The sequence below is a fragment of the Geotalea uraniireducens genome (assembly GCF_027943965.1).
Lineage (GTDB): Bacteria > Desulfobacterota > Desulfuromonadia > Geobacterales > Geobacteraceae > Geobacter > Geobacter uraniireducens.
This window is the reverse complement of the sequence record NZ_AP027151.1, coordinates 4,094,302-4,117,955: the sequence shown is the minus strand read 5'-3', so window position 1 is coordinate 4,117,955 and position 23,654 is coordinate 4,094,302. Positions and strand designations below refer to the sequence as shown.

The following is a 23,654-nucleotide window of genomic DNA, read 5'->3' as shown; positions in this document are numbered from 1 at the left end:
GCGTTTCCCCCGATGCAGCTGTTCGTCAAAGCAATGGCCAGCCTGGCAGTTATCGTTGCCTGCTCCCAGATCGGCAAGCGTTACCCGACTCTTGGCGGCCTGATCGCCACGATGCCGCTCATCAGCCTGCTTGTCCTGCTCTGGCTCTGGAGTGATCAGCCGGGCGACTACCGGCTGATGACCGAATACACCAAAGGGGTGCTGTGGGGGATCATTCCGACGATTCTCTTTTTCGTCGTCGCCCACCTTCTTTTCCGCCGTCACCTTCCGCTGTCGCTGGTCCTGGCGGCCAGCTTCGGCGTCTGGCTTGCGGGAGCGGCGGTTCACCACTATTTCCTGCGTTAGCCTGAAAGGATCCGTTATGCCGGTCTCCTTGCCGATGGTCGCCCGGATGTTCATGTTGCTGCTATTGACTCTTGCGCCGGCCGCCGGGGTGGCGTCGCCGCCGCCCCAGCCCTACGCGGTGGCGCTCCGCCCCTGTCCGGTGCTCAACACCGCCGATTTTGCCGGCGTGTTCGGCTGCCGGGACGGCAAGACCCTCCGCACCGATCCGCAGGGACAGCTCCGGGCACTGGAGTTCATTGCCCTGCCCGGTACGGTCTTCATCCTTCGCGAGATGCGTCGGGACGGTGCGGCGACTATCTACCGGGTAACCACTGACGCCTACCCCTATCCGTCGACCACCGGCTATTTCATCGACAGCCGCTTCGTCCGCCTGGCGGCGTCCCCGCCGCCGGCGCGCCAGGCGCGGCTCCCCGCTGCGGCCGAGATCATCGGGCGGCTGCTGGCGGCCCAGGGGAGCCGGTATGTCTGGGGGGGGAATGTCCGGCTGGGCGTGCCGGAGCTGCTGGAGTACTATCCGCCGGACGTGCCGCTTTCGGCTGACGCGACGCGGCGCTGGATCCTGCAGGGGGTCGACTGCTCGGGGCTCCTCTACGAAGCGACGGACGGCTTTACGCCGCGCAACACCAGTGCGCTGCTCGCCTACGGCCAGGGGGTACCGGCCGCCGGGCTGACGGCGGCGCAGCTTCGCCAGCGTCTCCAGCCGCTCGATCTGCTCGTCTGGAAGGGGCACGTGATCATTGTCCTCGACCGGGACCGGGCCATCGAGAGCCGTCTCGACTACGGCCCGGGGGTGGCACAGCACGATGGCGTGCTGGTCAGGCCGCTTGCTGAGGTGCTGGCGGAAATCATGCGGGGGCGGGTGCCGGCCGACCGGTACGAGGACCGCCCGGGGGGGAAGACCTTCGTCGTCCGGCGCTGGTATCAGTAGCCGCGGCGCTTCAGTTCGGCCCGGGCCAGTCGTTTGCGCTCGGGGCCGAGCCGCTCGGAGGCGGCCAGATTCTTGAGCTCGGGGAATGGGGTTGACGCCAGCAGCGTCGGGAGCAGCGCCAGGGGAGTATTGGGGTTTTTCAGCAGCGCCGCCTTCAGGTTCGGCCGGTTGCTCCAGCGCTGATTCCGTGCGACGACCGCCAGCGTTTCGCCGGCCGCCCGGGCGCTCGAAACCAGTTGGAAGACCGCTGCCTCCTTGAGGCGTGGATTGTTGAGACAGGGTTCGACGACCCGCAGGTCTCCTTCTTTCATCAGCGCATCGAGAATCGGGGCGGTGCCGCGGCGGGCGAGGGTGATCCGGTTGCCAAGGGGGGTAGTCGGCAGGCGCTGAATGATCGCCCGTTCGGCAGCCAGCCGCTGGTCGGGGGTGACGCCGGGAAGGTAGCAGACGTCCACCAGTTCGAACAGGTAGAGATGGGGAAGCAACCGCATGGTGAGGGTGGCGGGGGTGGTCGGGTTATGCACTAGGGCGACGGTCAGCTTGTGGCTCCCGATGACGGTTTCGAGCCGGGCAACGTTCCGGATGAAATCCTCGGTCAGATCGCGCCGCTCGAGGAGGAGCTGCAGATGGATTTCGTCTAGCGCCGGGTTATGGCAGCACGCCTGAAGCACTTCCATCGACGGATCGAGGATGATCTGGAACAGCTCGTCTTTGCCGCAGGTCAGCGCCGTGTGGAGCCGCCGTGACAATTTCGGGTCGAGCGATGCACTTTTTGCGTGGCTGTCGAGTCCCATAGTCCTCACCTGGTGCCGGGAGACGCAACCCGGTGGTGCAGCCGCGCTCGCTCTCCCCGGTGGCCGGCGAGCTACTCGGCGCAGCAGGAGAGGCGATTGATGTCCCGGCTGAAGCCTTGGGCGCAGAGGCGCAGTCCTTCACCTATCGAGGGGTAAACATGCAAGGCATTTGCCAGATCCTGCACCGTGGCGCCGAGGTGGATGGCCAGCGCTGCCTCGTTGATCAGCTCCGCTCCCCGGTGGCAGGCCAGGTGGGCACCGAGCAGCCGGCCGCTGGCCTGGTCGGCCACCAGCTTGATTGCGCCGGCGGTATGGCCGGTAATGTGGGCCTTGGGAATGGCGGTGACCGGCATGACGTTGGTTGTCACCTCGAAGCCGGCCTGGCGGGCTGCTTCTTCGGTGTAGCCGACGGTTCCGACTTCCGGGTCGGTGAAGATAGCCATCGGGATGCTCTGGTAATTCATTGTGCAACTGCAGCCGGGGTTGAACATGTCGTCCGCCGCGACAATTCCCTCCCGAGCGCCGACGGTGGCGATCATCATCCCGCCGACTACGTCGCCGGCGGCCCAGATGCCTGAGGCCGAAGTGCGCATTCTGGCGTCGACGGTGACGAATCCCTTGGCGTCGGTCGCCACCCCGGCCTGCTCCAGGCCGATGCCGGCGGTAGCCGGTGCGGTTCCGACCGCCAGGAGCAGCTTCTCGCCCGTATAGCTTTCCCGACGGCCCTCCCGTTCGACTTCGACCCGGACTGCCGTCTCGTCGCCGCTCACCGCGCAGATGGCCGTGTCCAGGGCGAACTCCATCCCTTCGGCGGCCAGTGCCTGCTGGACCGCTTGGGCAACTTCCGGCTCAACCGGCGGCAGGACCCGGGGACCATGTTCGAGAACCGTCACTTTGCTGCCGAGGCGGAGGAACATCTGTCCCAATTCCAGGGCGATCACTCCGCCGCCGATGATTACCAGCGAGCGGGGGAGCCGCTTCAATAACAAGGCGCTGCGGCTGGTCAGATAGGGGGTCTGCTCCATCCCGGGAAAGTTCAGGATCCGGGGATTGCCGCCGGTGGCGATGAGAAACCGCTGCGCCCTGATTTGCCGATCGTTGACTTCCAGGCAGTCGGGGGCGATGAAACGGCCGGTCCCCTTGACCAGCTCGAGTCCCGGCACGTTCTGTAGGATGTCGAGATACTTGCTCTTGCGCAGGTAGCGGACCGCCTCTTCCTTGTGGGCCAGCAGGCGGGGAAAGTCGATATCGCCGCTGCACCTGCCGAGGCCGAGCCTTGCTCCGAGCATTCCTTCCTGATAGAATAGCGCCGCGTGAATGAGGGTTTTGCTCGGTACGCACCCCCAGTTGATACAGGTTCCGCCGAGGACGCTCTTTTCCACCATCAGCACCCGAGCCCCGTAGGATTGGGCGCGCAGGGCGGCGGCGAAAGCGGTGGAACCGGAGCCGAGGATGACGAGATCGTGCGGATCGGACATGAGGCCTCCTGTGTTTACTTAGTGTACCTCCAACCCGCCAGCCAGACAAACGGCAAAATGGTTTCGCCACCAGCAGATCAATTCCCGTACGGCAAAGGATCCTCCCGATGGAAACCAGCGCTATCCTGAAAAAATCCCTGCTCTTTTCCGGTCTCGCCGACGAGCATCTCGCCGAGGTGGCGGCCATCGCCGCCCGCCGGGCCTTCGCGAAAGGGGAAACACTCTTCAGCGAAGGGGAGGCGGCGATCGGCTTCTACCTGCTCGCCACGGGCAGCCTCAAGCTCTGCAAGGTCTCGCCCGACGGCAAGGAGAAAGTGCTCCATTTCGTCCACCCGAACGAAACCTTTGCCGAGGCGGCCTTTTTCGGTGACGGCCGATATCCGGCCGAAGCCCGGGCCCTGGAGAAAGGAGAGGCGCTCTTCTTCCCGCGGGAAGCCTTCATGGGGTTGGTGGAGCGTAATCCCCGCTTCTCCCTCAACCTGATCGTTTCCTTGTCGCTGCTGTTGCGCCGCTTCGCCCGGCAGATCGAGGAGCTTTCGTTCGCCGAGGTGCCGGCCCGGCTGGCTGCCTATCTGCTCGAACTGGCCGAGCGTAAATCGACTACGTTTCAGGGGAAGACCTACCTCGATCTCGACATGAAAAAAGGGGAACTGGCGTCGCGGCTCGGCACGGTGAGCGAGACCCTCTCCCGTTCGCTCCGCAAGCTGAAGGAAGAGGGGATCATCGAAGTGGAGGGGAGCCGGGTGGTCATCCTCGATGCTTCGCGGCTGCAAGGGTTGGCCGGCCGGCGTTTGAACGGCGGTTGAGCGGGGGAGGGGGGCGAACAGAACAAAGGGGGCGATGCCGGTCGGCGTCGCCCCCTTTGTGTTAATCGGTCTCTGGCACCCGTTTCCAGCGGCGGTAGACCCAAAGCCATTCGTCTGGGTGGCGGGCGATGTACTCCTCGATGGCCCGGTTGAGGAGTCGGGTCCCGGCGATGGGGTTGTGCGGGGGAAGTTCCACGGCGGGGTGGATGGTCACCACGTGACGCCCTCCTTCGCGGTGGATGAAGATTGGCAACAGCGGCGTGCCGGTCTTGCCGGCAATCTTGACCGGCATGGTCGTGGTCCAGGCGCCGCGGCCGAGAAAGTCGACGATCGCCCCTTCGTCGGGTTGGACCGCCTGGTCGATGAGGATGCCGATGGTATCGTTCTTGCGCAGCTTGAGGAAGATGCTCCGTGCCGCACCGTCGGCGTAAATCACGTGGTTGCCGAAGCGATGGCGCAACCGTTCGAGAAAATTGGTGAGCGGGTCGTATTTCTGCCGCCGGGCCACCACTGCAACCTCGTTATAGCGGACACCGAAGGTGAGCGCCATCAGTTCCCAGTTGCCGCAGTGGCCGGTAATGAAGAAGGTGCCCTTGCCCTGCTCCCGCGCCCGTTCGAAATGCTCGATGCCGCGGAGTTCGAGTTCGTTCATGAACGGCTTGCCGAGCCCGTAATAGAGCTTGAGGGCCTCGACGATGGTCCGCCCGTAATTGGCAAAGTTCCGCCGGGCAATCGCCTCGGGAGTGCCGTGATCAGGCGTCCAGCCGGGGACGGTTTCCAGGTAGGGGAGGGAGCTGCGGATGTTTTCGACAACGGTGGTCCGCTCCTTGCGGAGCAGCAGGTAGGCAAGGTTGCCGGCTGTTCCGCCCAACCAAACAGCCACTTGTCGCGGCAACAGGGCGATTGGCCAGGAGAACAGCAGGAACGCACCGAGCCCCAGGTGCCATTTCAACTGTTTCAGGCTGTCCCGAAGAGGCTGGTCCGCCGGAGAGACATTGTCGTTGGTCGGGTCGTTCGTGCCGGGTCCGACGGCCTGGTGCGGAGGGCATCCGCCGCCGTCCTGCCGGTTATGATCGTAAACGCCAGAATGCATGAATAAAAGTTCCTATCCCGCCCTTGGGGCGGAATATTCACTACTAACACAATCTGACGGATCATTGAACCAAAAAACGTGGTGGTCGTGAGGTCAATTGCCGGCGGGATGCCACCAGCCGTGATAGCTGAACGGGACGTGGTGGGTCAACTGGACGAGGGCGAGGGGGCCGTCGGCGAGCCGTTCGGCGGTGAAAACAGCCAGGGCACTCCGCTGGCTCTGGCTGTCGTAGATCTCGCACAGGAGCCAGCCCGGCTCGGCCGTCGCCAGGGGGGAGGTGACCGTTCCCGGCGGCGAGATGAAGACCGGCTCGGTGCAGTAGATGCCGTGGCCGAAACGGTACTCGGTGGTGGCGCCGCTCTGCAGATCGATCCGCACGACGATCGACCAGAAAAATTCGCCGGGGAGGGATTTGACCATGTAGCCGAACCGCTGGCGGCGGCAGCGGTGCGCCTCGTTGATCCGGGGCCATTCGCAGCTTCCCGGGTTGAGGCTTTCCCGGCGGACCGTCCGGCGGCCGGGATCGATCCGGTAGCGCATCACCTCGCCAGGATAGCGGAAATTTCCCTGTCGCCCCTCCATTACTGCCGCAATGACCGGGTCGGCACCGACGAAGTGGTCGGGATTCCGGTAGCCGATGAAATCGCCGACGATTTCGTTTCCCTCCTCGTAGGCGTTGTAGGAGTGCCACATGAAGCAGGCCTCCGTTTCCAGGTAGAGCGGTTCGCCGCTGCCGTTCCGGTCGAGCACCAGCAGCAGGTTGCCGTCCGCCGGCCGCCAGCGGAGGGAGGCCGCCAGGCTGCGGAAGCCGAGGAGGAAGCCCCAGTAGGCGATCTCCACCGGATGGAGGCTGAGCACCAGGTAGCGGCCGGCGACGAACCAGTCGTGCATGTAGACCATCCGGGGGAGTGGCAACGCCCGGTGCCACTTCAGGGTGCCGTCGGCTCTGAAGACGGTAAGGTGGACAAAGGTGGTGGGGCCGTACTTGAGGCCGAAGTGGAGCCATTCGCCGGTCTGGGGGTCGAGCTTCGGGTGAGCGGAGTAGATCGAGGCGCCGGGCGGCAGCCCGAGGGTCGATTCTCCCGTTGTTGCCAGGGTTGTCGGATCGAGTTCGTAGGGGAGGGTCGATTCGTCGAAGGCGTAGAGCCGTCCGCGCCACCGGAAGACGGTAATCCCCGCCTGGGAGGGGATCTTTCCCGCCTGCCAGAAGTTGGCCCAGATGCCGCCGGGAACCTCGGTGCTCCAGGTGGGGTAGAGGAAGCGGCCGGCCGCCTCTTCGGCAACGAACTTGGCGGTCCGGACGAAGCGGTTGCGGTAGCGGACTCCGGCGCCAGCGAAACGGAACAGCTGGATCATCCCGTCGCCGTCGAGGAGGGTCCGCTTGCGCAGGCCGCCCCGCTCGAAGAGGGCCGGGCCGTTCCGGTAGTAGTCCCCCTGCAGCCCGGCGGGAAGTGTGCCTTCGATGCGGGGGGTATAATCGTACTCGTGGCGGAGCGAAGTGGCCAGCCCCAGGTAGGGGCGCGCCGCATCCCCGAAGGCGGGGAAAACGCCGGCCCGAAGCGGCGGATCGCCGGCGCACCCCGGCAGGGCGAGCCCGGCGCCGGCCAGCCCAGCCAGCCGGAGGAAATCGCGGCGGCTTATGGATGGTTCGGTCGTGCGCACAGGAACAGTATAACAGGGATGGTGGCGCGGTGGGCGTGGCTCAGCGGAAGAGGGAGATGCTCAGCAAAATCTTGCTCGAATTGAGCGGTTCGTTAGGCTCGGCGGTGCCGGCGTTGGATACGTGGTGGTAGCGGTATTCGATGCCGATGGCCGTGTCGGGGCGGATCAGATACTGGAGACCGCACCCTCCCTGATAGGAGAAATTGAGCCGGGTCCCCTGGGTTGCCAGGCCGAGGTCGTTGTAAAGCACCCCGCCGCCGGCGAACACGTAGGGGGCGAGACTCTCCAGGGAGGTAAACTTCCAGCTGCCGAGCAGGTAGCCGCCGGTCATCGCCCGGAGCCGCGGATCGACCACCAGATGGACCGGCAGCTCCATGAACAACTCGTGCCGGCCGCGGTACCAGCCGCTGCCGTGCTCGGCAGAGAGGAAATAGCCGTAGCGGAGGATGGTGTCGGCGGTCTGGACCTGGGTGCGGGTGGCGCCGAAGCCGCGGTGGGTGATGCCGTAGCCGGCGAGGAGCGCCAGTTCCCCACTGGCGGAGCGGAAGCGGGGGGCGTCGGCCCCCCGTGCCGCCGGGACGCCGAGGAGCAGCGCCAGCAGGCAGGCGCCGAAAAGCCGCTGGGTCGACCGTCTCATGGGGTCACCATTTCTGTTCCCGCTCGAAGCGGAGGATCGCCGGCAGGTGGCGGAGGAAGTGGGCGACGCTGTGGGGGGATTTCCAGAGCATTTTCGTGTAGCCCCAGTGAATTCGGCTCCGCCGGTAGAAGCGGCGGATGAATTCGTTGTAGAGCCCCTCCAGCTGTTCCCGGGTCATGCCGTGGGGGACGAAGACGAAGTTCAGGCAATTCATCAGCGGCCACTCCTCGGTGAAGGTCCCCTGTTCGCCGATGGTCCGGTAGATCGGCGCCCCGGGGAACGGGGTGAACTTGGTGACGTTGATCTCGTCGAGTGGGAGCGACAGGGCGTAATCGATGGTTCGGCGAATCGACTGCTCCGTCTCGCCCGGGAGGCCGATCATGAACAGCCCCTTCACCCGCAGCCCGGCTTTGCGGACCATCAGCAGCTTCCGCTGGACCTCGTCGAGGCCGTAAAACTTCCGGTGCTGCTTCAGGACTTCCGGGTCCCCCGATTCGATGCCGAAGTTGACCTGCCAGCAGCCGGAGCGGCGGAGCAACCGGAGCAGCTCGTCGTCGACGTGCTCCAGCCGGGCGATGCAGTTGTAGGTCACCGGCAGCCGCCGCTCTTCCATCAGCACGCAGAGCCGCTCCACCCGGCGCCGGTCGAAGGTGAAGAGGTCGTCGTAGAAGAAAACGTGGCGGATACCGAATTCCCGGTGCAGGTAGGCGAGGTGCTCAACGATGTACTCGGGCGAATTGAAGCGAAAGCCGCGGCTGAAGACCGAGCGGTCGCAGTAGCTGCAGTGGTAGGGGCAGCCGCGGCTGGAGATGACGCTGGTGTTGGGGGCCGTCGGGTAGCTGAAGAGCGGCAGGTTGTAACGGCGCGGGAAGCCCGGCAGCCGGTGGTAAGCCGGGAAGGGGAGGGTGTCGAGATCGGCGATCAGCTCCCGGGGGGCCGCCAGGGTACCGCAGCCGTCCCGGCGGAAACCGACCCCGGGGATGGCCGCCGGGTTGCGGAAACCGGCCGCCGCCAGCTCGTAGAGGGTGTTCTCCCCCTCGCCGATTACCAGGTAGTCGATGGCCGGAAAGCGGTCGAGCAGCGCCACGCCGACGGAACAGGCGTGGGCGCCGCCGAAGACCACCGGCAGGTCCGGCCGGCGCTCCTTGAGCAGTTCGGCGATCCGGTACCCTTCGAGAAACGACGAGGTGGTGCAGGAAAAGCCGACCGCGTCCGGCTGGCGGCGGAGGATTTCGGCCGCCAGCGCCTCGCCGCGCAGCGGCGTGCCGTAGCAGTCGATGATCTCGGTGGTGATTCCGCGCGCTTCGAGAAAGGCGGCGATGCTCATCATCCCGAGGGGGGGCATCAGGTTGAAGATGGCGCTGATATCCTGGCCGGTCCCCAGCCAGTTGCTGCCATGGGGATGGACGAAAAGGACCTTCACGGGGACCTCGAAACGGGTTTGCTGTAGCTAACTTAGCGTAATTGCGCCAGAATCAGATATCTAGGATAGAGGGCTGCCGCGCCACTGTCAAATAAATTTATTTTCGGTTGAACGGTCGGGGCCCTTTCGCTATAGTCAGCGAAGCATCCCCGTTTCCGTCCGCTCGGCCCCGACAACGAACCGCTGCTCCATTCCGTTCACTCTGCCGCAGGTACTTCCATGGACCTTTTGAAAAATCTCAATTCTCCCCAGCGGGAGGCTGTACTCCACGGCGCAGGGCCGCTGCTCGTCCTGGCCGGCGCCGGGTCGGGCAAGACCCGGGTCATCGTCCACCGGATCGCTTACCTGATCCGCGAGCGGGGGGTCCCCCCCTGGCAGATCCTCGCCGTCACCTTCACCAACAAGGCGGCCGGCGAGATGCGCGACCGGGTGGCGCGGCTGGTCGGCGGGAGCGAGCTGCCGCTGATCTCGACCTTCCATTCCGCCTGTGCCCGGATTCTCCGCCGCGAGATCCACCACCTCGGCTACGAGAGCACGTTCGCCATCTATGACGACAAGGACGCCGAAAAGCTCCTCAAGGAGATCGTTGCCGGCCTCGGCCTCGACGAGAAGCGGTTCTCCGCCTCCTCATTCGCTGCCGCCATCGACGACTGCAAAAACCGCGGCATTCCACCCGGGGAGATCCCGACCGGCGACTTCATGGGCGAGCTGCTGGCCAAGGTCTACGCTGCCTACCAGGAGCGGCTGCAGAAATGCAACGCCCTTGATTTCGGCGACCTGATCATGCTGGTGGTGCGGCTCTTCGAGGAACATCCCGCCGTCCTCGATGCCTATCGGGACCGCTGGCGCTGGATTCTGGTCGACGAGTACCAGGACACCAACCCGATCCAGTACCGGCTGGTCCGGCTTTTGGCCGGCGACCGACAGAACCTCTGCGTGGTCGGCGACGACGACCAGTCGATCTACCGCTGGCGCGGTGCCGACATCCGCAATATCCTCGACTTCGAAAAGGATTTTCCCGCCGTCCGGACCGTCAAGCTGGAACAGAACTACCGCTCGACCCAGAATATCCTCGCCGCCGCCGGCAGCGTGGTGGCCAGGAACCGCGGCCGCAAGGCCAAGACCCTCTGGAGCGAGAACCCGCCCGGCGACCGGATCGTCTATCGGCGCCTCGCCGACGAACGGGACGAGGCCCGTTACGTCTGCCGGGAGATCGAACGGCATGTCCGGCGCGGCGGCGATCTGCGGGACGTGGCGGTTTTCTACCGGACCAACGCCCAGTCCCGGGTGGTGGAAGATGCCCTGGTCAGCGACGGCATCCCGTACCACATGGTGGGGGGGATGCGCTTTTACGAGCGGCTGGAGGTGAAGGATATTCTCGCCTACCTCAAGGTGCTGGTCAATCCGGCCGACGAGGTGTCGCTGAAACGGATCATCAACACCCCGCCGCGGGGGATCGGCCATACGACGATCGACCGGGTGGCGGAGCTGGCGGCCCGCGCCGGGCTCGGCTTCTACGACGCCCTGCGGGAAGCGGCCGGCGGCAGCCTCCTCGGCAACGGCCCGCGCGGCAAGGTCGCCGGCTTTCTGGAACTGCTCGACCGTTTTGCCGTCCTGGTCGATAGTGCCACCCCGGCGGAGCTGGCGGCGCGGATCATCCAGGAGAGCGGCTATGCTGCCCGGCTCCAGGAAGAACGGAGCGACGAGGCCGCCGACCGGCTCGCCAACCTCCAGGAACTGCTCACCGCCCTGGAAGAGTTCGAGAAAACCAGCGATGAGAAGAGTATTGCCGCCTTCCTCGAACAGGTGGCGCTCGTCTCCGACCTGGAGCGGGGCGAAGGGCAACGGGAGTCGGCGACGCTGATGACCCTCCATGCCGCCAAAGGACTGGAATTCCCGCTGGTCTTCATGATCGGCATGGAGGAAAAGCTCTTCCCCCACGTTCGCTCCCTCGACGACCCGGAAGGGATGGAGGAGGAGCGGCGGCTCTGCTACGTCGGCATGACCCGGGCCCGGGAACGGCTCTTCATCACCAATGCCCGCCGCCGGCGAATTTACGGCCAGGACCAGCTGAACATGCCGTCGCGGTTCATTGCCGACATCCCCCGCCAGCTCCTTGACCTGGAGGACGAATACCAGCCGGCTTTCGGCTTCGGCGCACGTCCGGCGCCGGCGGAAGTCCCCCCATCGGCTGCCGAGCCGCCCCGGCACAACCTGGCGGCGATCCTCGAAACGGAGATCGAACCCGACTTTGACGATCTCGAAGTGGTGCCCGAAGAGCCGGAGGACGGCGTCTGGCTCGGGATGCGCGTTCGCCACGGCAAGTTTGGCGTCGGGGTGATCCGCAAGATTGAAGGGAAGGGGGACGAGCAGAAGGTGATCGTCTGGTTCAACTCGGTGGGACCGAAAAAGCTGCTGGTCCGCTTTGCCGGGCTGGAGCGGGCGTAGCCGCCACGTCGGTTCCTACCGCGAGATCTCGGCCGGATAGCAGTTGCTGCCGGTGCAGTTGGCCACGGCGAGCGCTCCGCCCTGGTTCTGGAAAACCAGGTTGAACTGGTGGCTGTGCGGATAGGGGGTGACCGAGTCGCCGGGGACATCGACTGCCCCGGAGACGACGAAGCCGCCGGCGGCCGGGATTGACCGGACTTCCTGGCGGTGGGTTTTGATGAACGTCCCGGTCCGCAGATCGAAAACGTCGATGGTCAACTCGGCCCGTTGCCCGTAACTTTTGATGTAACCGGCATAGACGAGGGCGTTGTCGAGCCAGCGCAGTTTCACCATCACCGGCGTCGGGCGGGTTGCCGGTTCCTCCGCCGGCCGCTCTTCGGCGTCGGGAGGCGGCGTGGCCGGTTGGGCCGGCGCCGGCTGCTGCACCGGGGCGGGCGGGCTCCCGGCGGTCTGGCTGGCCGGTGCCGGCTCGGCCGGATGTTTGGCCTCTTCTTTGGCGGCCGGCAGAAAAAAGCCCATGCCGACGAAGATGGCGCCGCCGATGATGGCGACCAGCCGGGTCGGCCAGCTCATCTTGGGAATTTTCAGCTCCTTCAGTTCGAAGCCGCCGCCGATGATGCCGATCAGGACCAGAATACAGCCGAAGATAAACGCCAGCCGCTCGATGTCCATGGAGTCCGCCTTTCCCGGGAAGTCTCTTCGGCACCGCCAGGTCCGTTGGGCATCCTGGCGCCTGTTTCCCCCGTTTGTCCGCCACCGGCCGATTTGCGGTCGCCTGCTACGCCAATCACGGCCAACCGCTTGAATTAATAAAGATAAACCAAGTATAATCCCGGTTTGGGATGCCGCAAGCCGCGCGGCCGCCTGCCGGAGAATAAGAGCAAAATTCTTTCGCCGCAGGTTTTCGGTTGACCCGTCTATCGCTGCACGGTTTAGCGTGGTCTTTGTCATGGCCACGACAGACTCTGCACGACGAAAGGAGAACGACAATGCACCAGACGGTAACGGTTGACGAATGGGTCCGGCGCTTCCGCGCCATCGGGCTCGACGAGGCGGCGATGCGCCGCTGGCACCAGCTGTTCGAAGAGGAGAACCCGGCCGGCCACCAGAGTTTCCTGGAATGGCTCGGCCTCCCCGCCGAACGGATCGCGGCGATCCGGGCCGGCACATACTGACCTCTACCGCGGCCCCGGAACCGGGGCCGCGCCCACTTATTCCGGAGAGCTCATGGAGCGGATCAGCCAGCTTGCCCGGCGCTTCGGGCTATCGCGCAGCACCCTCCTCTACTACGATCGGATCGGCCTGCTCTCCCCGACTGGGCGGAGCGAGGCGGGCTACCGGCTCTATGCGCCGGCGGACAGCCGGCGCTTGGCGACCATCTGCAGCTATCGCCGGGCGGGGTTGACCATCGAGGATATCCAGCGAATCCTCACGACCCGGGAAAACGAGAACAGTCCGGTCCTGGCACGCCGGCTGCGGGAACTGGGCGAGGAAATCCGGGCGCTGCAGGTGAAGCAGCACCTGTTGGCCGGCATGCTGCGCCAGGTGGCCGGCGGCGATCTGCCAGCGACGGTGGACAAGGAAACCTGGGTGGCGATGCTGCGGGCCGCCGGCATGGACGACGCCGCCATGGGGCGCTGGCACGCCGAGTTCGAGCGGCGGGCGCCGCAGGCCCATCACGATTTTCTCCGCTCGCTGGGGATAACCGAGGAAGAGGCGCTCCTGATTCGGCAGTGGTCGGCCCGGTCGGCCGGTGAAGCGCCGAGCGGCGGCTGACGATCATGCCGGTGGCCGGCGGGGGCAAGCCGTTGCCCGGACTCGCCAAAACAGTTCCGGCGTGCTATGATGCCGCCACTATGGAGAATGACGATCAGAGCCGGCCCTTCCCGGCGCCAGCGCCATGCCGGGGGCGGAACGTGGCGCACAACCTCTGGAGCGGGGTACGGCTCGCCCTGCTGCGCCGGGTGACGGCCGAGACATTCTGCGGCACGCCGGGCGATCTGGCGATCCTGGCCGTTGCCGATCTGCTGCTCAATCTGGTCGCCTCCTTCCTGCTGGTCGGCCGGAGTGGCGAGTTTGCCTACCAGGCCATCCCTTCGTTTTTCTTTCACCTGCCGCTCTTCCTGCTGCTCGGCGCCCTGGCGGCCCGGCGGCTCGATCGCCCCGCGCTCGTGACGGCGATCCCGGTGGCGCTCGTTGCCCTGAGCATCCCCCTGGAGCTTTGCCATGCCCTCCTGGAAGGACTGGCGCAGCTCCCTCATCTGGACCGGCTGAACGATTGGCTGGAAGAATCCCACTATTACCGTTTTTTCTGGTGGTGGCTGACCGCCGGGGCGGTGTTTCTCGGCCGGCTGGTGCCGACGTTGCGCCGCCGGCTGCCGGTGCTGCTCTTCTTCTCCGTGCTGGTTGTCGTCCCGCTCTGGTTTTTCCCCCGCGGTGACCTCTGGGTGGCGCCCGACGAGGGGGCCGAAGGGGGAGAACTGCACCTGACCGGCGACGTCCTGGCGACCCAGCAGCAGCTGCTCGACCGGCAGCTCGATCAGTTGCTTCCCGGCCGGCCGGCGACGCCGCATCTCTATTTCGTCGGCTTTGCCGGCGACGCGGGGCAGGATGTCTTTACCCGGGAGCTGACGGCGGTCGGCCGGCTCTTTGCCGAACGGTTCGGTGCCGCCGGCCGGACGGTGCTGCTTGCCAACAACCCGCGGACCGCCACCATTCTTCCCTTTGCCACCAAAGCCAACTTGGCGCGGACCCTGGCGCGGATCGGCCGGGTGATGAACCGGCATGACGATCTGCTGTTCCTCTATCTTACCTCCCACGGCTCGCCGGGACACGAGCTGGTGGTCGACAATCCGCCGCTGGAGCTCGGCGGCCTGACGCCGGCGCAGTTGCGGGCGATGCTCCGCACATCGGGGATCACCTGGAAGGTGGTGGTCGTTTCCTCCTGTTACGCCGGCGGCTTCATCGCGCCGCTGGCCGACGACCACACCCTGGTCATCACCGCGGCCGATGCCGACCACGCCTCGTTCGGCTGCAGCTATGGCGAGCGGTTCACCTGGTTCGGCAAAGCGTACTTTGACGAAGCGTTGCGCCGGACCTACTCCTTCACCGGGGCGTTCGCCCGGGCCCGGGAGACGATCCGGCAGTGGGAGCGTCAGGAGGGAGAAACGCCCTCCAATCCGCAAATCAGCGCCGGGGGGGCGATCGAGCGGCAGCTGGCCCGGCTGGAAAAGCACCTGAAAAACGGTGGCAGCACGGACGGTCCCGGCAGAACAGGGCGCGGCCGACTGCCGCAAAGGAGTCAATCCGAATGAGTTACAAAAAGATCGTGATGCGGCGCAACAAGCAGATTGCCCTGGTTGCCCACGACAACAAAAAGCGCGACCTGGTCGAATGGGCGCGCTTCAACCGGAACCTTTTGGCCCAGCACCGGCTCTACGCGACCGGCACCACCGGCACCATCCTCGCGGAGGAACTGGAGCTGGAAATCCTCAAGCTGCAGAGCGGGCCGCTCGGCGGCGACCAGCAGGTCGGCGCCAAGATTGCCGAGGGGGAGATCGATTTCCTCATCTTTTTCTGGGACCCGCTCGAACCCCAGCCCCACGATCCCGACGTCAAGGCGCTGCTCCGGATGGCGGGGGTCTGGAACATCCCGGTGGCCTGCAACCGCGCCTCGGCCGATTTCATGATCTCCTCGCCGCTGATGGACAAGGATTACGAACGGCTCGTCCCCGATTACGAGGTCCATCGGACCCGGAAAGTGGTGATCGCCGGATGAGCCGCGTATTTTTTCCCGCAGGGAGGGACTGTAGATCATGGCGATAGGCGAGGCGTTCGACAATTCGGTGGCCTATTATGACGGCTGGGTGAGGAAGGCGGTGCCCGGCTACGACGACCTGTTTGCCATTGCCCGGGAACTGCTGCCGTTTCCGGCGGCGGCCCCGATCGAGGTTCTCGACCTGGGCGCGGGGACGGGGCTCTTTTCCTGGCAGGTGCTGGCCAAGTATCCCCAGGCGCGGTTCGTCCTCTGCGACGTGGCTGACCGGATGCTCGATGTGGCCCGCGAGCGGTTCCGCGACTATCCCGACCAGTTCCGCTATCTGCTGAGCGACTACCGCGAGCTTCGCGATCCGGGGCGCTTCGACCTGGTCATCTCGAGCCTGTCGATCCATCACCTGGCCGACGAGGAGAAAAAAGCGCTCTGCGGGCGGGTCTATGCGCTGCTCCGGGACGGGGGGATGTTCGTCAATATCGACCAGATCAAGGGGCCGACGCCGGGACTGCAGGAGCTGTACTGGAATACCTGGCTGGCGAAGATCCGCCAGGCCGGCGCCACCGAGGAGGAGGTCCGGGCCGGTATCGAGCGGCGGCTGGCCTACGACCGGGAGGCGACACTCGCCGACCAGCTCCGCTGGCTGGAGGAGGCGGGCTTCGCCGATGTGGACTGCATTTACAAGAATTACCTGATCGGTCTGATTATTGGGGTCAAAAAAGGGCGGGCCGGCTGACGACCCGCTCTCCTTGCCGCTTAGTCGAGGTAGCGGCCACCATTGATGTTGATGGTCTGGCCGGTGATGTAGCCGTTGCGGGCCAAGAGGACCGCCACCTCGGCGATTTCGGCGGCGGTGCCGAATCGCCCCACCGGCAGTGACTCCGGGCGGAGCTGCGGCAGTGCGGCAGCCATGTCGGTGGCGACCGGCCCCGGGGCGATGGCGTTGGCGGTGATCCCCTCGCCGGCCAGCTGGGCGGCATAGTAATGGGTCAGGCCGATGATCCCGGCCTTCGATGCCGCGTAATGGGGGCCGACCACCCCGCCCATCTGGGCGGCGACGGAAGAGATGCTGATGATTCGTCCCCAGCCGGCGGCACGCATGTCGGGCAGGGCCGCCTGGGTGACGAGGAAGGCGGACGTGAGATTGACCGCCAGGGTTTCATCCCATTCCTGTTCGGTGATCGTCTCGATGGTTCGGGCCGTGGCAATGCCGGCATTGTTCACCAGGATCGCCACCGGTCCCAGCTCCCGCCGCACCTGCGCCGGCAATTGCCGAACCTCTGCCGGCCGGGCAATATCCGCCCGGATTGCCACTGCCTGCCGGCCGAGTTGCCGGATCGCCTCGCACGTTTCCCGGGCTTCGCTGTCGCGACTCCGGTAGTTGACGGCCACCTCCGCCCCTGCCGCGGCGAGGGCCAGGGCGATCGCCCGGCCGATCCCCCGGCTGCCGCCGGTGACCAGGGCAATTTTCCCCGCCAGATCGTCGCTCATCGTTCCCTCCGTTCCTGGTTGCCGACGTGTCCGATTGTCGTCGCTTCCCCAAATCTACCACGCTCCGTGCCGTTGACAACCGGCTGCAGCCGGGCGGATATGGCAAAAAAATCTCGTAAAATCACATTGACGGCAACTTGGCGGCGGTGCTATCCTTCTTCATTAAATTAAAACCGTCGCCATCCTCCGGGGTGGCCGGCGGGAAAATGCATGGTGAACAGGAGGTTTTCGGTGAGAAAACGAATCGGCTTGTTGCTAACCTTCCTTGCGGTCCTGGTGATCTCTGCGCCGGTGCTGGCGGCAAATCCGCCGAAGAGGGTCCTGATCGGCATCTCCAAGATCGTTGCCCACCCGGCGCTGGATGCGGTGGAAAAAGGGATCCAGGATGAACTGGCAGCGGAGAAGATCAACGCCCAGTATGACCTGCAGAATGCCAACGGCGATATCAGCACCGCCTCTTCCATTGCCAACAAATTCCAGTCGGAGCGGGTCAATCTCGCCGTCGGCATCGCCACCCCCACCTCCCAGGCGCTGGCCAACACCCTGAAGGGAATTCCGATCGTCTTCTCCGCCGTTACCGACCCGGTCAAGGCCGGCCTGGTCCCGTCGCTGCGCCAGGGGGGCAAATCGGTTACCGGCGTCTCCGACATGACCCCGGTAAAACAGCAGATTCAGCTGCTGCTCCGGATTAAGAAGGTAAAACGGCTCGGCCATATCTACACCAGCTCCGAGGAGAATGCGGTCGTGCTTGCCGGGATCGTCAAGCAGGCCTGCAAGGAGCTCGGGATCGAATATGTCGAGACCACCGTCTCCAAGTCCGCCGAGGTGAAGCAGGCGGTTCAGGCGATCATCCACCGGGTCGATGCCCTCTATATCAGCACCGACAACACGGTGGTCTCGGCCCTGAGCGCCGTTGCCGACGTGGCGATGAAGAACCGGGTGCCGATCATGTCGGCCGATCCGAGTTCCGCTGAAACCTACCCGGTGCTGGCCGCCTGGGGCTTCGATTACTACAAGATGGGCCGGGCCACCGGCCGGTTGGTCGCCGAGATCCTCCGCGGGAAGAAGCCGGCGCAGATCCCGACCCGCTTCATGACCAAAACCTCGGATATCGACCTGCTGATCAACCTTGACGTGGCGCGGAAGCTTGGCCTGACCGTGCCGAAGGACATCGTCAAGAGCGCCAACCAACTGGTGGAAAACGGCAAACTGATCAAAAAGAAATAGGCAGACAGGCTGATGGCTTGTTGATTGCCCCCAAGACCCGGCGACCGCCAGGCAAGGCACTGGCACGGGTTCTTGGGGGCATGCGCGTGTTACGGACAACTCGGAGAGAAGTGGCGTCGCTATGATCGAAGGTATTCTCGTAGAAGGTCTGATTTACGGCATTATGGTCCTTGGGGTGTTCATCACCTTCCGGGTGCTCGACTTCCCGGACCTGACGGTGGACGGCTCGTTCCCGCTGGGGGCGGCGTTGATGGTGCAGTGCATGCTGCTCGGGGTGAACAACTGGCTGGCGCTGTTGGTCGCCTTCGCCGGCGGTGTGCTCGCCGGGATGGTCACCGCCCTGATCCACAATCACCTCAAGGTGCCGAACCTCCTGGCCGGTATCCTCACCATGACCATGCTCTATTCCATCAACATCCGGATCCTCGGCAACCGGGCCAACGTGCCGATCCTCAATCAGGAAACGATCCTTACCCAGATAACGGACCGGCTCACGGGGATCGTTCCGGACGATTACATCCTGCTGGTGTTTTTCGTCGTCGTGGCGATCGTCGTCAAGGTGCTGCTCGACCTGTTCTTCCGCACCGATCTCGGGATGACCCTCGGCGCTCTCGGCAACAACGAGCAGATGGTGATCTCCCAGGGGGTCAATCCGAAAACCCTGAAGACCATCGGCGTCGGCCTTTCCAACGGGCTGGTCGCCCTCTCCGGCGCCTTCGCCGCCCAGTACCTCGGCTTTGCCGACGTCGGGCTCGGCCAGGGGATCATTATCTCCGGGCTGGCATCGGTGATGATCGGCGAGTTCCTGGTGATGAAGAGCAACCGGATCGGTGTCCTGACGTTTTGCGCGTTGATGGGCTCCATCCTCTTCCACGGGGTGATGTACGTGGGGCGATACTACGGCTACCTGATCAAGATGACCCCCAACGACCTGAACCTGATCAAGGGGGTGTTGATCATCCTGCTGCTGGTCATCAGCCAGAGCAAGAAACTGAAGAAATTCGCGCTTAAGGCAATGGTGCAAAAATGATCGAACTCAAGGATGTCTCCATGCTCTTCGGCCAGGGGACGGTAAACGAGAACCTGGCACTCAACGGGATCAACCTGAAGGTAAAAGAGGGTGATTTCATTACCATTATTGGTAGCAACGGCGCCGGCAAGACCACCCTTTTCAACCTGATTGCCGGCACCATCGCTCCGAGCCGGGGGGCGATCTTCGCCAACGACCGGGACGTGACCCGGGAGCCGGAATACAAGCGCGCCCGCTACATCGGCCGGATTTTCCAGAATCCGCTGCTCGGCACCGCTTCCAACATGAGCCTGGAAGACAACATGATGATCACCTACCGGAAAGGGTTCAAGTGGCTGAAGCGGAGCCTCAACCACCGGATGCGGGACTACTTCCGGAAAGAGCTGGTCCAGCTGAACATGGGGCTGGAAAACCGGATGAAGGAGAACCTGGTGATGTTTTCCGGCGGGCAACGGCAGGCGCTGACCCTGCTGATGATGGTTCTTTCCAAGCCGTCCCTGATCCTGCTGGACGAGCACACCGCGGCTCTCGATCCGAAGAATGCCCAGATCGTCCTCGAGCTGACCAACAAGTTCATCGAAGAATACCGGCTCACGGCGATGATGATCACCCACAACATGAGCCATGCCATCGAGTTCGGCAATCGCCTGCTGATGATGGACAAGGGGGAGATCATCTTCGATGTCGAAGGGGAAGCCAAGAAGCAGCTGACGGTGGAGAAGCTGATTGACAAGTTCCATCAGCTCCGGCACAAGAGCTTCGAGAACGACCGGACCCTCCTGGCGGAAGAGTAAGGGGGGCGATTTCCGCCACTTTTGACAACGGCCTGCCTCTGCAGGCCGTTTTTTATTGCGGCCGCCTGGCCGGCCGCAACATGCTGCCCCGCCTGCCTTGCCTTTTTCCCCCGATCATGTTAAAAAATACCTTTGCTTTTGCCGAATTATCGCCGATGGAGAAGGTCATGAAGATCACCAAAAAGGATGTCGAGCATGTCGCCCTGCTGGCCAGGCTGGAGCTGACCGAGGCGGAGACGGCGACCTTTACCGGGCAGATGGATGCGATCCTTGCCTACGTCGAAAAACTGAACGAACTGGACACGGCCGGGATCATCCCCACTTCCCATGCCGTGCCGGTGGAGAACGCTTTCCGCGCCGACGAGGTGCGGCCGGCCATCGGCGTCGATCAGGCGCTGCACAACGCCCCGGACCGGGTGGGAGGATTTTTCCGTGTGCCAAAAGTCATCGAATAACATTCCCGCCGACCTGGAACTGGAACCGTTGATCGAGGCGCTCCGCCGCCGCTATGCCGAACTGGACGATACCGCCTGTCAGCGGCGGGTGTTTCTCAACCGGCTCCGCAACCTGGCGCGGTTTGCCGCCGAGCCGGTCGATTACCAGCGGCCGGCCGAGGCGGCGCTCCCCAAGGAGCTGGAGATCGCCTTTGCCGTCTGCCACCCGGAGTGTGGCAACCAGGCGCTGATCGTCGTCGACGGCGGCCCGGAGGGGTGCGACTGCTGCGGCGGCACTATGTATCCGGTCGAGGTTGCCTCGTACCGGCTGAAGAAATCCTGACAGAGTGGAGAAGGACGGCATGGAACTGTTCGAGTTGACCATACATGAACTGCACGACAAGCTGAAAAAGCGTGAGGTCTCCTCGGTGGAGGCGACCCGGGCGCTGCTCGCCCGGATCGAGGCCACCGAGCCGCAGGTCGGGGCCTTCATCACCGTCACCGCCGCCGAGGGGCTGGCCGCCGCCGAAGCGGCGGACCGGCGGATCGCCGCTGGCGAAATCGACCTGTTGACCGGGATTCCGGTGGCGCTCAAGGATATCTTCGTCACTGCCGGGGTGCGGACCACCTGCGGTTCGCGTATCCTGGAAAATTTCGTCCCGCCGTACGACGGCACGGTGGTGGCCCGGCTGAAGGCCCAGGGGGCGGTGCTGCTCGGCAAGCTGAACCAGGACGAGTTCGCCATGGGCTCCTCCACCGAATCGAGCGCTTTCGGCGTCACCCGCAACCCCTGGGATCCGGAACGGACGCCTGGCGGCTCCTCCGGCGGCTCGGCGGCCTGCATCGCCGCCCGCCAGGCGACCGCCACCCTCGGCACCGATACCGGCGGTTCGATCCGCCAGCCGGCTTCCCACTGCGGCTGCGTCGGGCTGAAGCCGACCTACGGGCGGGTTTCGCGCTACGGGGTGATTGCCTATGCGTCGTCGCTCGACCAGGTCGGGCCGCTGACCCGCGACGTCACCGACGCCGCCATCATGCTCGGCGCCGTCGCCGGCTACGATCCGCTCGATTCGACCAGCGTCGAGCGGCCGGTGCCCGATTACCGGGCCGCCCTGACCGGGAAGGCCACCGGCCTGAAGATCGGTCTCCCCCGGGAGTATTACCGGGAAGGGCTCGATCCGGAGGTCAAGCAGGCGCTGGAGGCGGCCATCGAAACCTTCCGGGGGCTCGGCGCCGAATTCGTCGAGGTGTCGCTGCCGCATACCGATTACGCGGTGGCCACCTACTACCTGATCGCCACCGCCGAGGCGAGCTCCAACCTAGCGCGCTACGACGGGGTCCGCTTCGGCCACCGGACGGCGACTGCCGAAGGGTTGCTCGACATGTTCCGCAAGAGCCGGGCCGAAGGGTTCGGCGCCGAGGTGAAACGGCGGATCATGCTCGGCACCTACGCCCTCTCTTCCGGCTACTACGACGCCTACTACCTGAAGGCGCAGAAGGTCCGGACCCTGATCATGCAGGACTTCAGCCGGGCCTTCGAGAGCGTCGACCTGCTTCTCACGCCGGTGGCGCCGACCCCGGCTTTCAAGATCGGCGAAAAAGTAGACGATCCGCTGCAGATGTACCTGTCGGATATCTTCACCATCCCGGTCAACCTGGCGGGAACCTGCGGCATCTCGGTGCCGGCCGGCTTTTCCGCTGCCGGGCTGCCGATCGGCCTCCAGTTGGTCGGCCGGCCGTTCGGCGAGGAGACCATCCTGCGCGCCGCCCATGCCTTCGAGCAGGCGACGGCCTGGCACCAGCGGCACGCTGCCCTTTGACGCGACCTTTATCCAATTCCCGGAGTTGACTCATGAAATTCCAAGCTGTCATCGGCCTTGAAGTTCACGTCCAGCTGAAGACCGATACCAAGATCTTCTGCGGCTGCCCGACCACCTTCGGCGCGGCGCCGAACAGCCAGACCTGCCCGGTCTGTCTCGGCATGCCGGGAGCGCTGCCGGTCCTCAACAAGAAAGTCGTCGAATTCGCCATCCGGGCCGGTCTGGCCACCAATTGCCGGATTGCCCCCCGCTCGGTTTTCGCCCGCAAGAACTACTTCTATCCCGACCTGCCGAAGGGGTACCAGATCAGCCAGTTCGAGCTGCCGATCTGCCAGGAAGGCCATCTGGATATCGAGGTCGAAGGGGAGACGAAACGGATCGGCATCACCCGGATCCACATGGAAGAAGATGCCGGCAAACTGGTCCATGCCGATGTGCCGGAGTTGGGGAACGGCTCGGGGGTTGACCTCAACCGTGCCTGCACACCGCTCTTGGAGGTCGTTTCCGAGCCGGACCTCCGCTCGGCCGACGAGGCGGTGGCCTACCTGAAAAAGCTGCACCAGATCGTCGTCTATCTCGGCGTTTCCGACGGCAACATGGAAGAGGGGAGTTTCCGCTGCGATGCCAACGTCTCGGTGATGCCGGTCGGTGCCGGCCAGTTCGGCACCCGGGCCGAGATCAAGAACGTCAACTCGTTCCGCTTCGTCAAACAGGCGATCGAATACGAGATCGAGCGGCAGATCGAGCTGATCGAAGAGGGGGGGACAGTGGTCCAGGAAACCCGACTGTTCGACCCGGGCACCGGCCAGACCCGCTCGATGCGTGGCAAGGAAGAAGCCCACGATTATCGCTACTTCCCCGATCCGGATTTGGTGCCGCTGGTCATCTCCGACGACTGGGTGGCCGATGTCCGGCTGGCGCTGCCCGAACTTCCCGAGGCCAAGCGGCTCCGCTACCGGGAAGAGCTGGGGCTGCCGGACTATGACGCCGAAGTGCTGGTTGCCAGCCGTGAGCTGGCCGAATATTTCGAAGCCTGCGTGGCGGCGGGGGCCCCGGCCAAGACGGCGGCCAACTGGGTGATGGGGGAGGTGACCCGGGCGCTCAACGAGGCCGGCCTGGAAATCGGCGCCTGTCCCGTGGCGCCGGCCCGACTGACGGCACTGCTCCAGCTGATCGAGAAAGGGACCATCTCCGGCAAGATTGCCAAGACCGTCTTCGACGAGATGTGGAGTAGCGACAAGGCCCCGGAGGCCATCGTGGAGGAAAAGGGGCTGGTCCAGGTTTCCGACACCGGCGCCATCGAGAAGATCATCGACGAGATCATGGCCGCCAACATGGGGCAGGTGGAGGAGTACCGCGGCGGCAAGGAGAAGGTCTTCGGCTTCTTCGTCGGCCAGGTGATGCGGGCCAGCAAAGGGAAGGCGAACCCGGCGGTGGTGAACGAGCTGCTGTTGAAGAAACTCAAGGGCTGA

24 protein-coding genes are annotated in these 23,654 nt (G+C 64.7%); 16 read left to right on the top strand and 8 right to left on the bottom strand.

From position 1 onward, the window contains the following. Positions 1-12: 12 nt before the first annotated feature. Together QMN23_RS19280 and QMN23_RS19275 are read left to right on the top strand one after the other, a co-directional pair. Complete coding sequence (locus QMN23_RS19280) at positions 13-345, top strand: DUF3147 family protein (RefSeq protein ID WP_282000961.1); 333 nt, start codon at positions 13-15, stop codon at positions 343-345. A gap of 16 nt (positions 346-361) precedes the next feature. Beyond that, positions 362-1,273, top strand: a complete 912-nt coding sequence (locus QMN23_RS19275; RefSeq protein WP_282000960.1) for a peptidoglycan endopeptidase — start codon at positions 362-364, stop codon at positions 1,271-1,273. On the opposite strand, the gene QMN23_RS19270 is transcribed toward QMN23_RS19275, so the two are convergent. Together QMN23_RS19270 and merA are read right to left on the bottom strand one after the other, a co-directional pair. Then, a complete protein-coding gene (locus QMN23_RS19270) occupies positions 1,267-2,067 on the bottom strand; it encodes a hypothetical protein (protein ID WP_282000959.1) in 801 nt (266 codons plus the stop codon). The two genes, QMN23_RS19275 and QMN23_RS19270, sit on opposite strands and share 7 nt — an antisense overlap. Positions 2,068-2,138: 71 nt before the next feature. Next, complete coding sequence (gene merA / locus QMN23_RS19265; RefSeq protein WP_282000958.1) at positions 2,139-3,545, bottom strand: mercury(II) reductase; 1,407 nt, start codon at positions 3,543-3,545, stop codon at positions 2,139-2,141. 107 nt (positions 3,546-3,652) lie between these two features. Here merA and QMN23_RS19260 point away from each other — a divergent pair, with 107 nt between their 5' ends. Then, positions 3,653-4,351: a Crp/Fnr family transcriptional regulator gene (locus tag QMN23_RS19260; RefSeq protein WP_282000957.1), complete on the top strand. Its 699-nt coding sequence runs from the start codon at positions 3,653-3,655 to the stop codon at positions 4,349-4,351. A gap of 61 nt (positions 4,352-4,412) precedes the next feature. Here the strand turns inward: QMN23_RS19260 and QMN23_RS19255 are convergent, their stop codons facing one another. The 4 genes from QMN23_RS19255 to QMN23_RS19240 form a co-directional block, all read right to left on the bottom strand. Continuing rightward, positions 4,413-5,444, bottom strand: a complete 1,032-nt coding sequence (locus QMN23_RS19255; RefSeq protein ID WP_282000956.1) for a lysophospholipid acyltransferase family protein — start codon at positions 5,442-5,444, stop codon at positions 4,413-4,415. 93 nt (positions 5,445-5,537) lie between these two features. Next, the gene (locus tag QMN23_RS19250) at positions 5,538-7,106 is read right to left on the bottom strand and encodes a carotenoid oxygenase family protein (RefSeq protein WP_282000955.1); all 1,569 of its coding nucleotides are present in this window, start codon (positions 7,104-7,106) and stop codon (positions 5,538-5,540) included. A gap of 40 nt (positions 7,107-7,146) precedes the next feature. After that, positions 7,147-7,743, bottom strand: coding sequence for an acyloxyacyl hydrolase (locus QMN23_RS19245; RefSeq protein ID WP_282000954.1), 597 nt, complete (start codon positions 7,741-7,743; stop codon positions 7,147-7,149). A 4-nt stretch (positions 7,744-7,747) separates the two neighbouring features. Beyond that, positions 7,748-9,166, bottom strand: a complete 1,419-nt coding sequence (locus QMN23_RS19240) for a B12-binding domain-containing radical SAM protein (protein WP_282000953.1) — start codon at positions 9,164-9,166, stop codon at positions 7,748-7,750. Positions 9,167-9,385: 219 nt separating this feature from the next. On the opposite strand from QMN23_RS19240, the gene QMN23_RS19235 reads away from it, so the two are divergent. After that, a complete protein-coding gene (locus tag QMN23_RS19235) occupies positions 9,386-11,614 on the top strand; it encodes an ATP-dependent helicase (protein WP_282000952.1) in 2,229 nt (742 codons plus the stop codon). Between the two features lie 15 nt (positions 11,615-11,629). On the opposite strand, the gene QMN23_RS19230 is transcribed toward QMN23_RS19235, so the two are convergent. Beyond that, complete coding sequence (locus QMN23_RS19230; protein WP_282000951.1) at positions 11,630-12,286, bottom strand: hypothetical protein; 657 nt, start codon at positions 12,284-12,286, stop codon at positions 11,630-11,632. A 317-nt stretch (positions 12,287-12,603) separates the two neighbouring features. Between QMN23_RS19230 and QMN23_RS19225 the strand changes: the two genes are divergently transcribed. Genes QMN23_RS19225 through QMN23_RS19205 form a run of 5 tightly spaced genes read left to right on the top strand, consistent with a single transcriptional unit; the run spans position 12,604 to position 16,122 of the window. After that, positions 12,604-12,789 (top strand): hypothetical protein, encoded by a 186-nt coding sequence (locus QMN23_RS19225; RefSeq protein ID WP_282000950.1) that lies wholly within the window; start codon positions 12,604-12,606, stop codon positions 12,787-12,789. Between the two features lie 52 nt (positions 12,790-12,841). Further along, entirely contained in the window at positions 12,842-13,390 is a 549-nt protein-coding gene (locus tag QMN23_RS19220; RefSeq protein ID WP_282000949.1) for a MerR family transcriptional regulator, read from the top strand. A gap of 5 nt (positions 13,391-13,395) precedes the next feature. Next, positions 13,396-14,928 (top strand): C13 family peptidase, encoded by a 1,533-nt coding sequence (locus QMN23_RS19215; RefSeq protein ID WP_282000948.1) that lies wholly within the window; start codon positions 13,396-13,398, stop codon positions 14,926-14,928. Further along, positions 14,925-15,392 carry a methylglyoxal synthase gene (locus tag QMN23_RS19210; protein ID WP_282000947.1) on the top strand — a complete coding sequence of 156 codons (468 nt, stop codon included), beginning with the start codon at positions 14,925-14,927 and terminating at the stop codon, positions 15,390-15,392. Before QMN23_RS19215 ends, QMN23_RS19210 begins: the two co-directional genes overlap by 4 nt. A gap of 37 nt (positions 15,393-15,429) precedes the next feature. Next, positions 15,430-16,122, top strand: a complete 693-nt coding sequence (locus QMN23_RS19205) for a class I SAM-dependent methyltransferase (protein WP_282000946.1) — start codon at positions 15,430-15,432, stop codon at positions 16,120-16,122. 20 nt (positions 16,123-16,142) lie between these two features. Here QMN23_RS19205 and QMN23_RS19200 read toward each other — a convergent pair whose 3' ends face one another. Next, positions 16,143-16,877 carry an SDR family NAD(P)-dependent oxidoreductase gene (locus QMN23_RS19200; protein ID WP_282000945.1) on the bottom strand — a complete coding sequence of 245 codons (735 nt, stop codon included), beginning with the start codon at positions 16,875-16,877 and terminating at the stop codon, positions 16,143-16,145. Between the two features lie 231 nt (positions 16,878-17,108). Here QMN23_RS19200 and QMN23_RS19195 point away from each other — a divergent pair, with 231 nt between their 5' ends. The 7 genes from QMN23_RS19195 to gatB all read left to right on the top strand — a co-directional run bounded on the left by QMN23_RS19195 (position 17,109) and on the right by gatB (position 23,654). Then, the gene (locus tag QMN23_RS19195; RefSeq protein WP_282000944.1) at positions 17,109-18,104 is read left to right on the top strand and encodes an ABC transporter substrate-binding protein; all 996 of its coding nucleotides are present in this window, start codon (positions 17,109-17,111) and stop codon (positions 18,102-18,104) included. Between the two features lie 121 nt (positions 18,105-18,225). Further along, on the top strand, positions 18,226-19,134 hold the full coding sequence (locus tag QMN23_RS19190; protein WP_282000943.1) for an ABC transporter permease: 909 nt from the start codon (positions 18,226-18,228) through the stop codon (positions 19,132-19,134). Then, positions 19,131-19,928 carry an ABC transporter ATP-binding protein gene (locus QMN23_RS19185; RefSeq protein WP_282000942.1) on the top strand — a complete coding sequence of 266 codons (798 nt, stop codon included), beginning with the start codon at positions 19,131-19,133 and terminating at the stop codon, positions 19,926-19,928. The genes QMN23_RS19190 and QMN23_RS19185 overlap by 4 nt, the downstream gene beginning before the upstream one ends. Before the next feature lie 167 nt (positions 19,929-20,095). Next, positions 20,096-20,383 carry an Asp-tRNA(Asn)/Glu-tRNA(Gln) amidotransferase subunit GatC gene (gatC, locus tag QMN23_RS19180; RefSeq protein ID WP_282000941.1) on the top strand — a complete coding sequence of 96 codons (288 nt, stop codon included), beginning with the start codon at positions 20,096-20,098 and terminating at the stop codon, positions 20,381-20,383. After that, entirely contained in the window at positions 20,361-20,705 is a 345-nt protein-coding gene (locus tag QMN23_RS19175; protein WP_282000940.1) for a hypothetical protein, read from the top strand. Before gatC ends, QMN23_RS19175 begins: the two co-directional genes overlap by 23 nt. Positions 20,706-20,724: 19 nt before the next feature. Continuing rightward, positions 20,725-22,182, top strand: coding sequence for an Asp-tRNA(Asn)/Glu-tRNA(Gln) amidotransferase subunit GatA (gene gatA, locus QMN23_RS19170; RefSeq protein ID WP_282000939.1), 1,458 nt, complete (start codon positions 20,725-20,727; stop codon positions 22,180-22,182). A gap of 32 nt (positions 22,183-22,214) precedes the next feature. After that, a complete protein-coding gene (gatB, locus tag QMN23_RS19165) occupies positions 22,215-23,654 on the top strand; it encodes an Asp-tRNA(Asn)/Glu-tRNA(Gln) amidotransferase subunit GatB (RefSeq protein ID WP_282000938.1) in 1,440 nt (479 codons plus the stop codon).

Excerpts from the sequence above, each read along its gene's own strand:
- QMN23_RS19205 (WP_282000946.1), top strand. The coding sequence starts at position 15,430 with ATGGCGATAGGCGAGGCGTTCGACAATTCGGTGGCCTATTATGACGGC.
- QMN23_RS19255 (WP_282000956.1), bottom strand. The coding sequence starts at position 5,444 with ATGCATTCTGGCGTTTACGATCATAACCGGCAGGACGGCGGCGGATGC.
- QMN23_RS19230 (WP_282000951.1), bottom strand. The coding sequence starts at position 12,286 with ATGGACATCGAGCGGCTGGCGTTTATCTTCGGCTGTATTCTGGTCCTG.
- gatB (WP_282000938.1), top strand. The coding sequence starts at position 22,215 with ATGAAATTCCAAGCTGTCATCGGCCTTGAAGTTCACGTCCAGCTGAAG.
- merA (WP_282000958.1), bottom strand. The coding sequence starts at position 3,545 with ATGTCCGATCCGCACGATCTCGTCATCCTCGGCTCCGGTTCCACCGCT.
- QMN23_RS19185 (WP_282000942.1), top strand. The coding sequence starts at position 19,131 with ATGATCGAACTCAAGGATGTCTCCATGCTCTTCGGCCAGGGGACGGTA.
- QMN23_RS19280 (WP_282000961.1), top strand. The coding sequence starts at position 13 with ATGCAGCTGTTCGTCAAAGCAATGGCCAGCCTGGCAGTTATCGTTGCC.
- QMN23_RS19270 (WP_282000959.1), bottom strand. The coding sequence starts at position 2,067 with ATGGGACTCGACAGCCACGCAAAAAGTGCATCGCTCGACCCGAAATTG.
- QMN23_RS19220 (WP_282000949.1), top strand. The coding sequence starts at position 12,842 with ATGGAGCGGATCAGCCAGCTTGCCCGGCGCTTCGGGCTATCGCGCAGC.
- gatA (WP_282000939.1), top strand. The coding sequence starts at position 20,725 with ATGGAACTGTTCGAGTTGACCATACATGAACTGCACGACAAGCTGAAA.
- QMN23_RS19245 (WP_282000954.1), bottom strand. The coding sequence starts at position 7,743 with ATGAGACGGTCGACCCAGCGGCTTTTCGGCGCCTGCCTGCTGGCGCTG.
- QMN23_RS19210 (WP_282000947.1), top strand. The coding sequence starts at position 14,925 with ATGAGTTACAAAAAGATCGTGATGCGGCGCAACAAGCAGATTGCCCTG.
- QMN23_RS19215 (WP_282000948.1), top strand. The coding sequence starts at position 13,396 with ATGCCGGTGGCCGGCGGGGGCAAGCCGTTGCCCGGACTCGCCAAAACA.
- gatC (WP_282000941.1), top strand. The coding sequence starts at position 20,096 with ATGAAGATCACCAAAAAGGATGTCGAGCATGTCGCCCTGCTGGCCAGG.
- QMN23_RS19190 (WP_282000943.1), top strand. The coding sequence starts at position 18,226 with ATGATCGAAGGTATTCTCGTAGAAGGTCTGATTTACGGCATTATGGTC.
- QMN23_RS19235 (WP_282000952.1), top strand. The coding sequence starts at position 9,386 with ATGGACCTTTTGAAAAATCTCAATTCTCCCCAGCGGGAGGCTGTACTC.
- QMN23_RS19225 (WP_282000950.1), top strand. The coding sequence starts at position 12,604 with ATGCACCAGACGGTAACGGTTGACGAATGGGTCCGGCGCTTCCGCGCC.
- QMN23_RS19200 (WP_282000945.1), bottom strand. The coding sequence starts at position 16,877 with ATGAGCGACGATCTGGCGGGGAAAATTGCCCTGGTCACCGGCGGCAGC.
- QMN23_RS19260 (WP_282000957.1), top strand. The coding sequence starts at position 3,653 with ATGGAAACCAGCGCTATCCTGAAAAAATCCCTGCTCTTTTCCGGTCTC.
- QMN23_RS19275 (WP_282000960.1), top strand. The coding sequence starts at position 362 with ATGCCGGTCTCCTTGCCGATGGTCGCCCGGATGTTCATGTTGCTGCTA.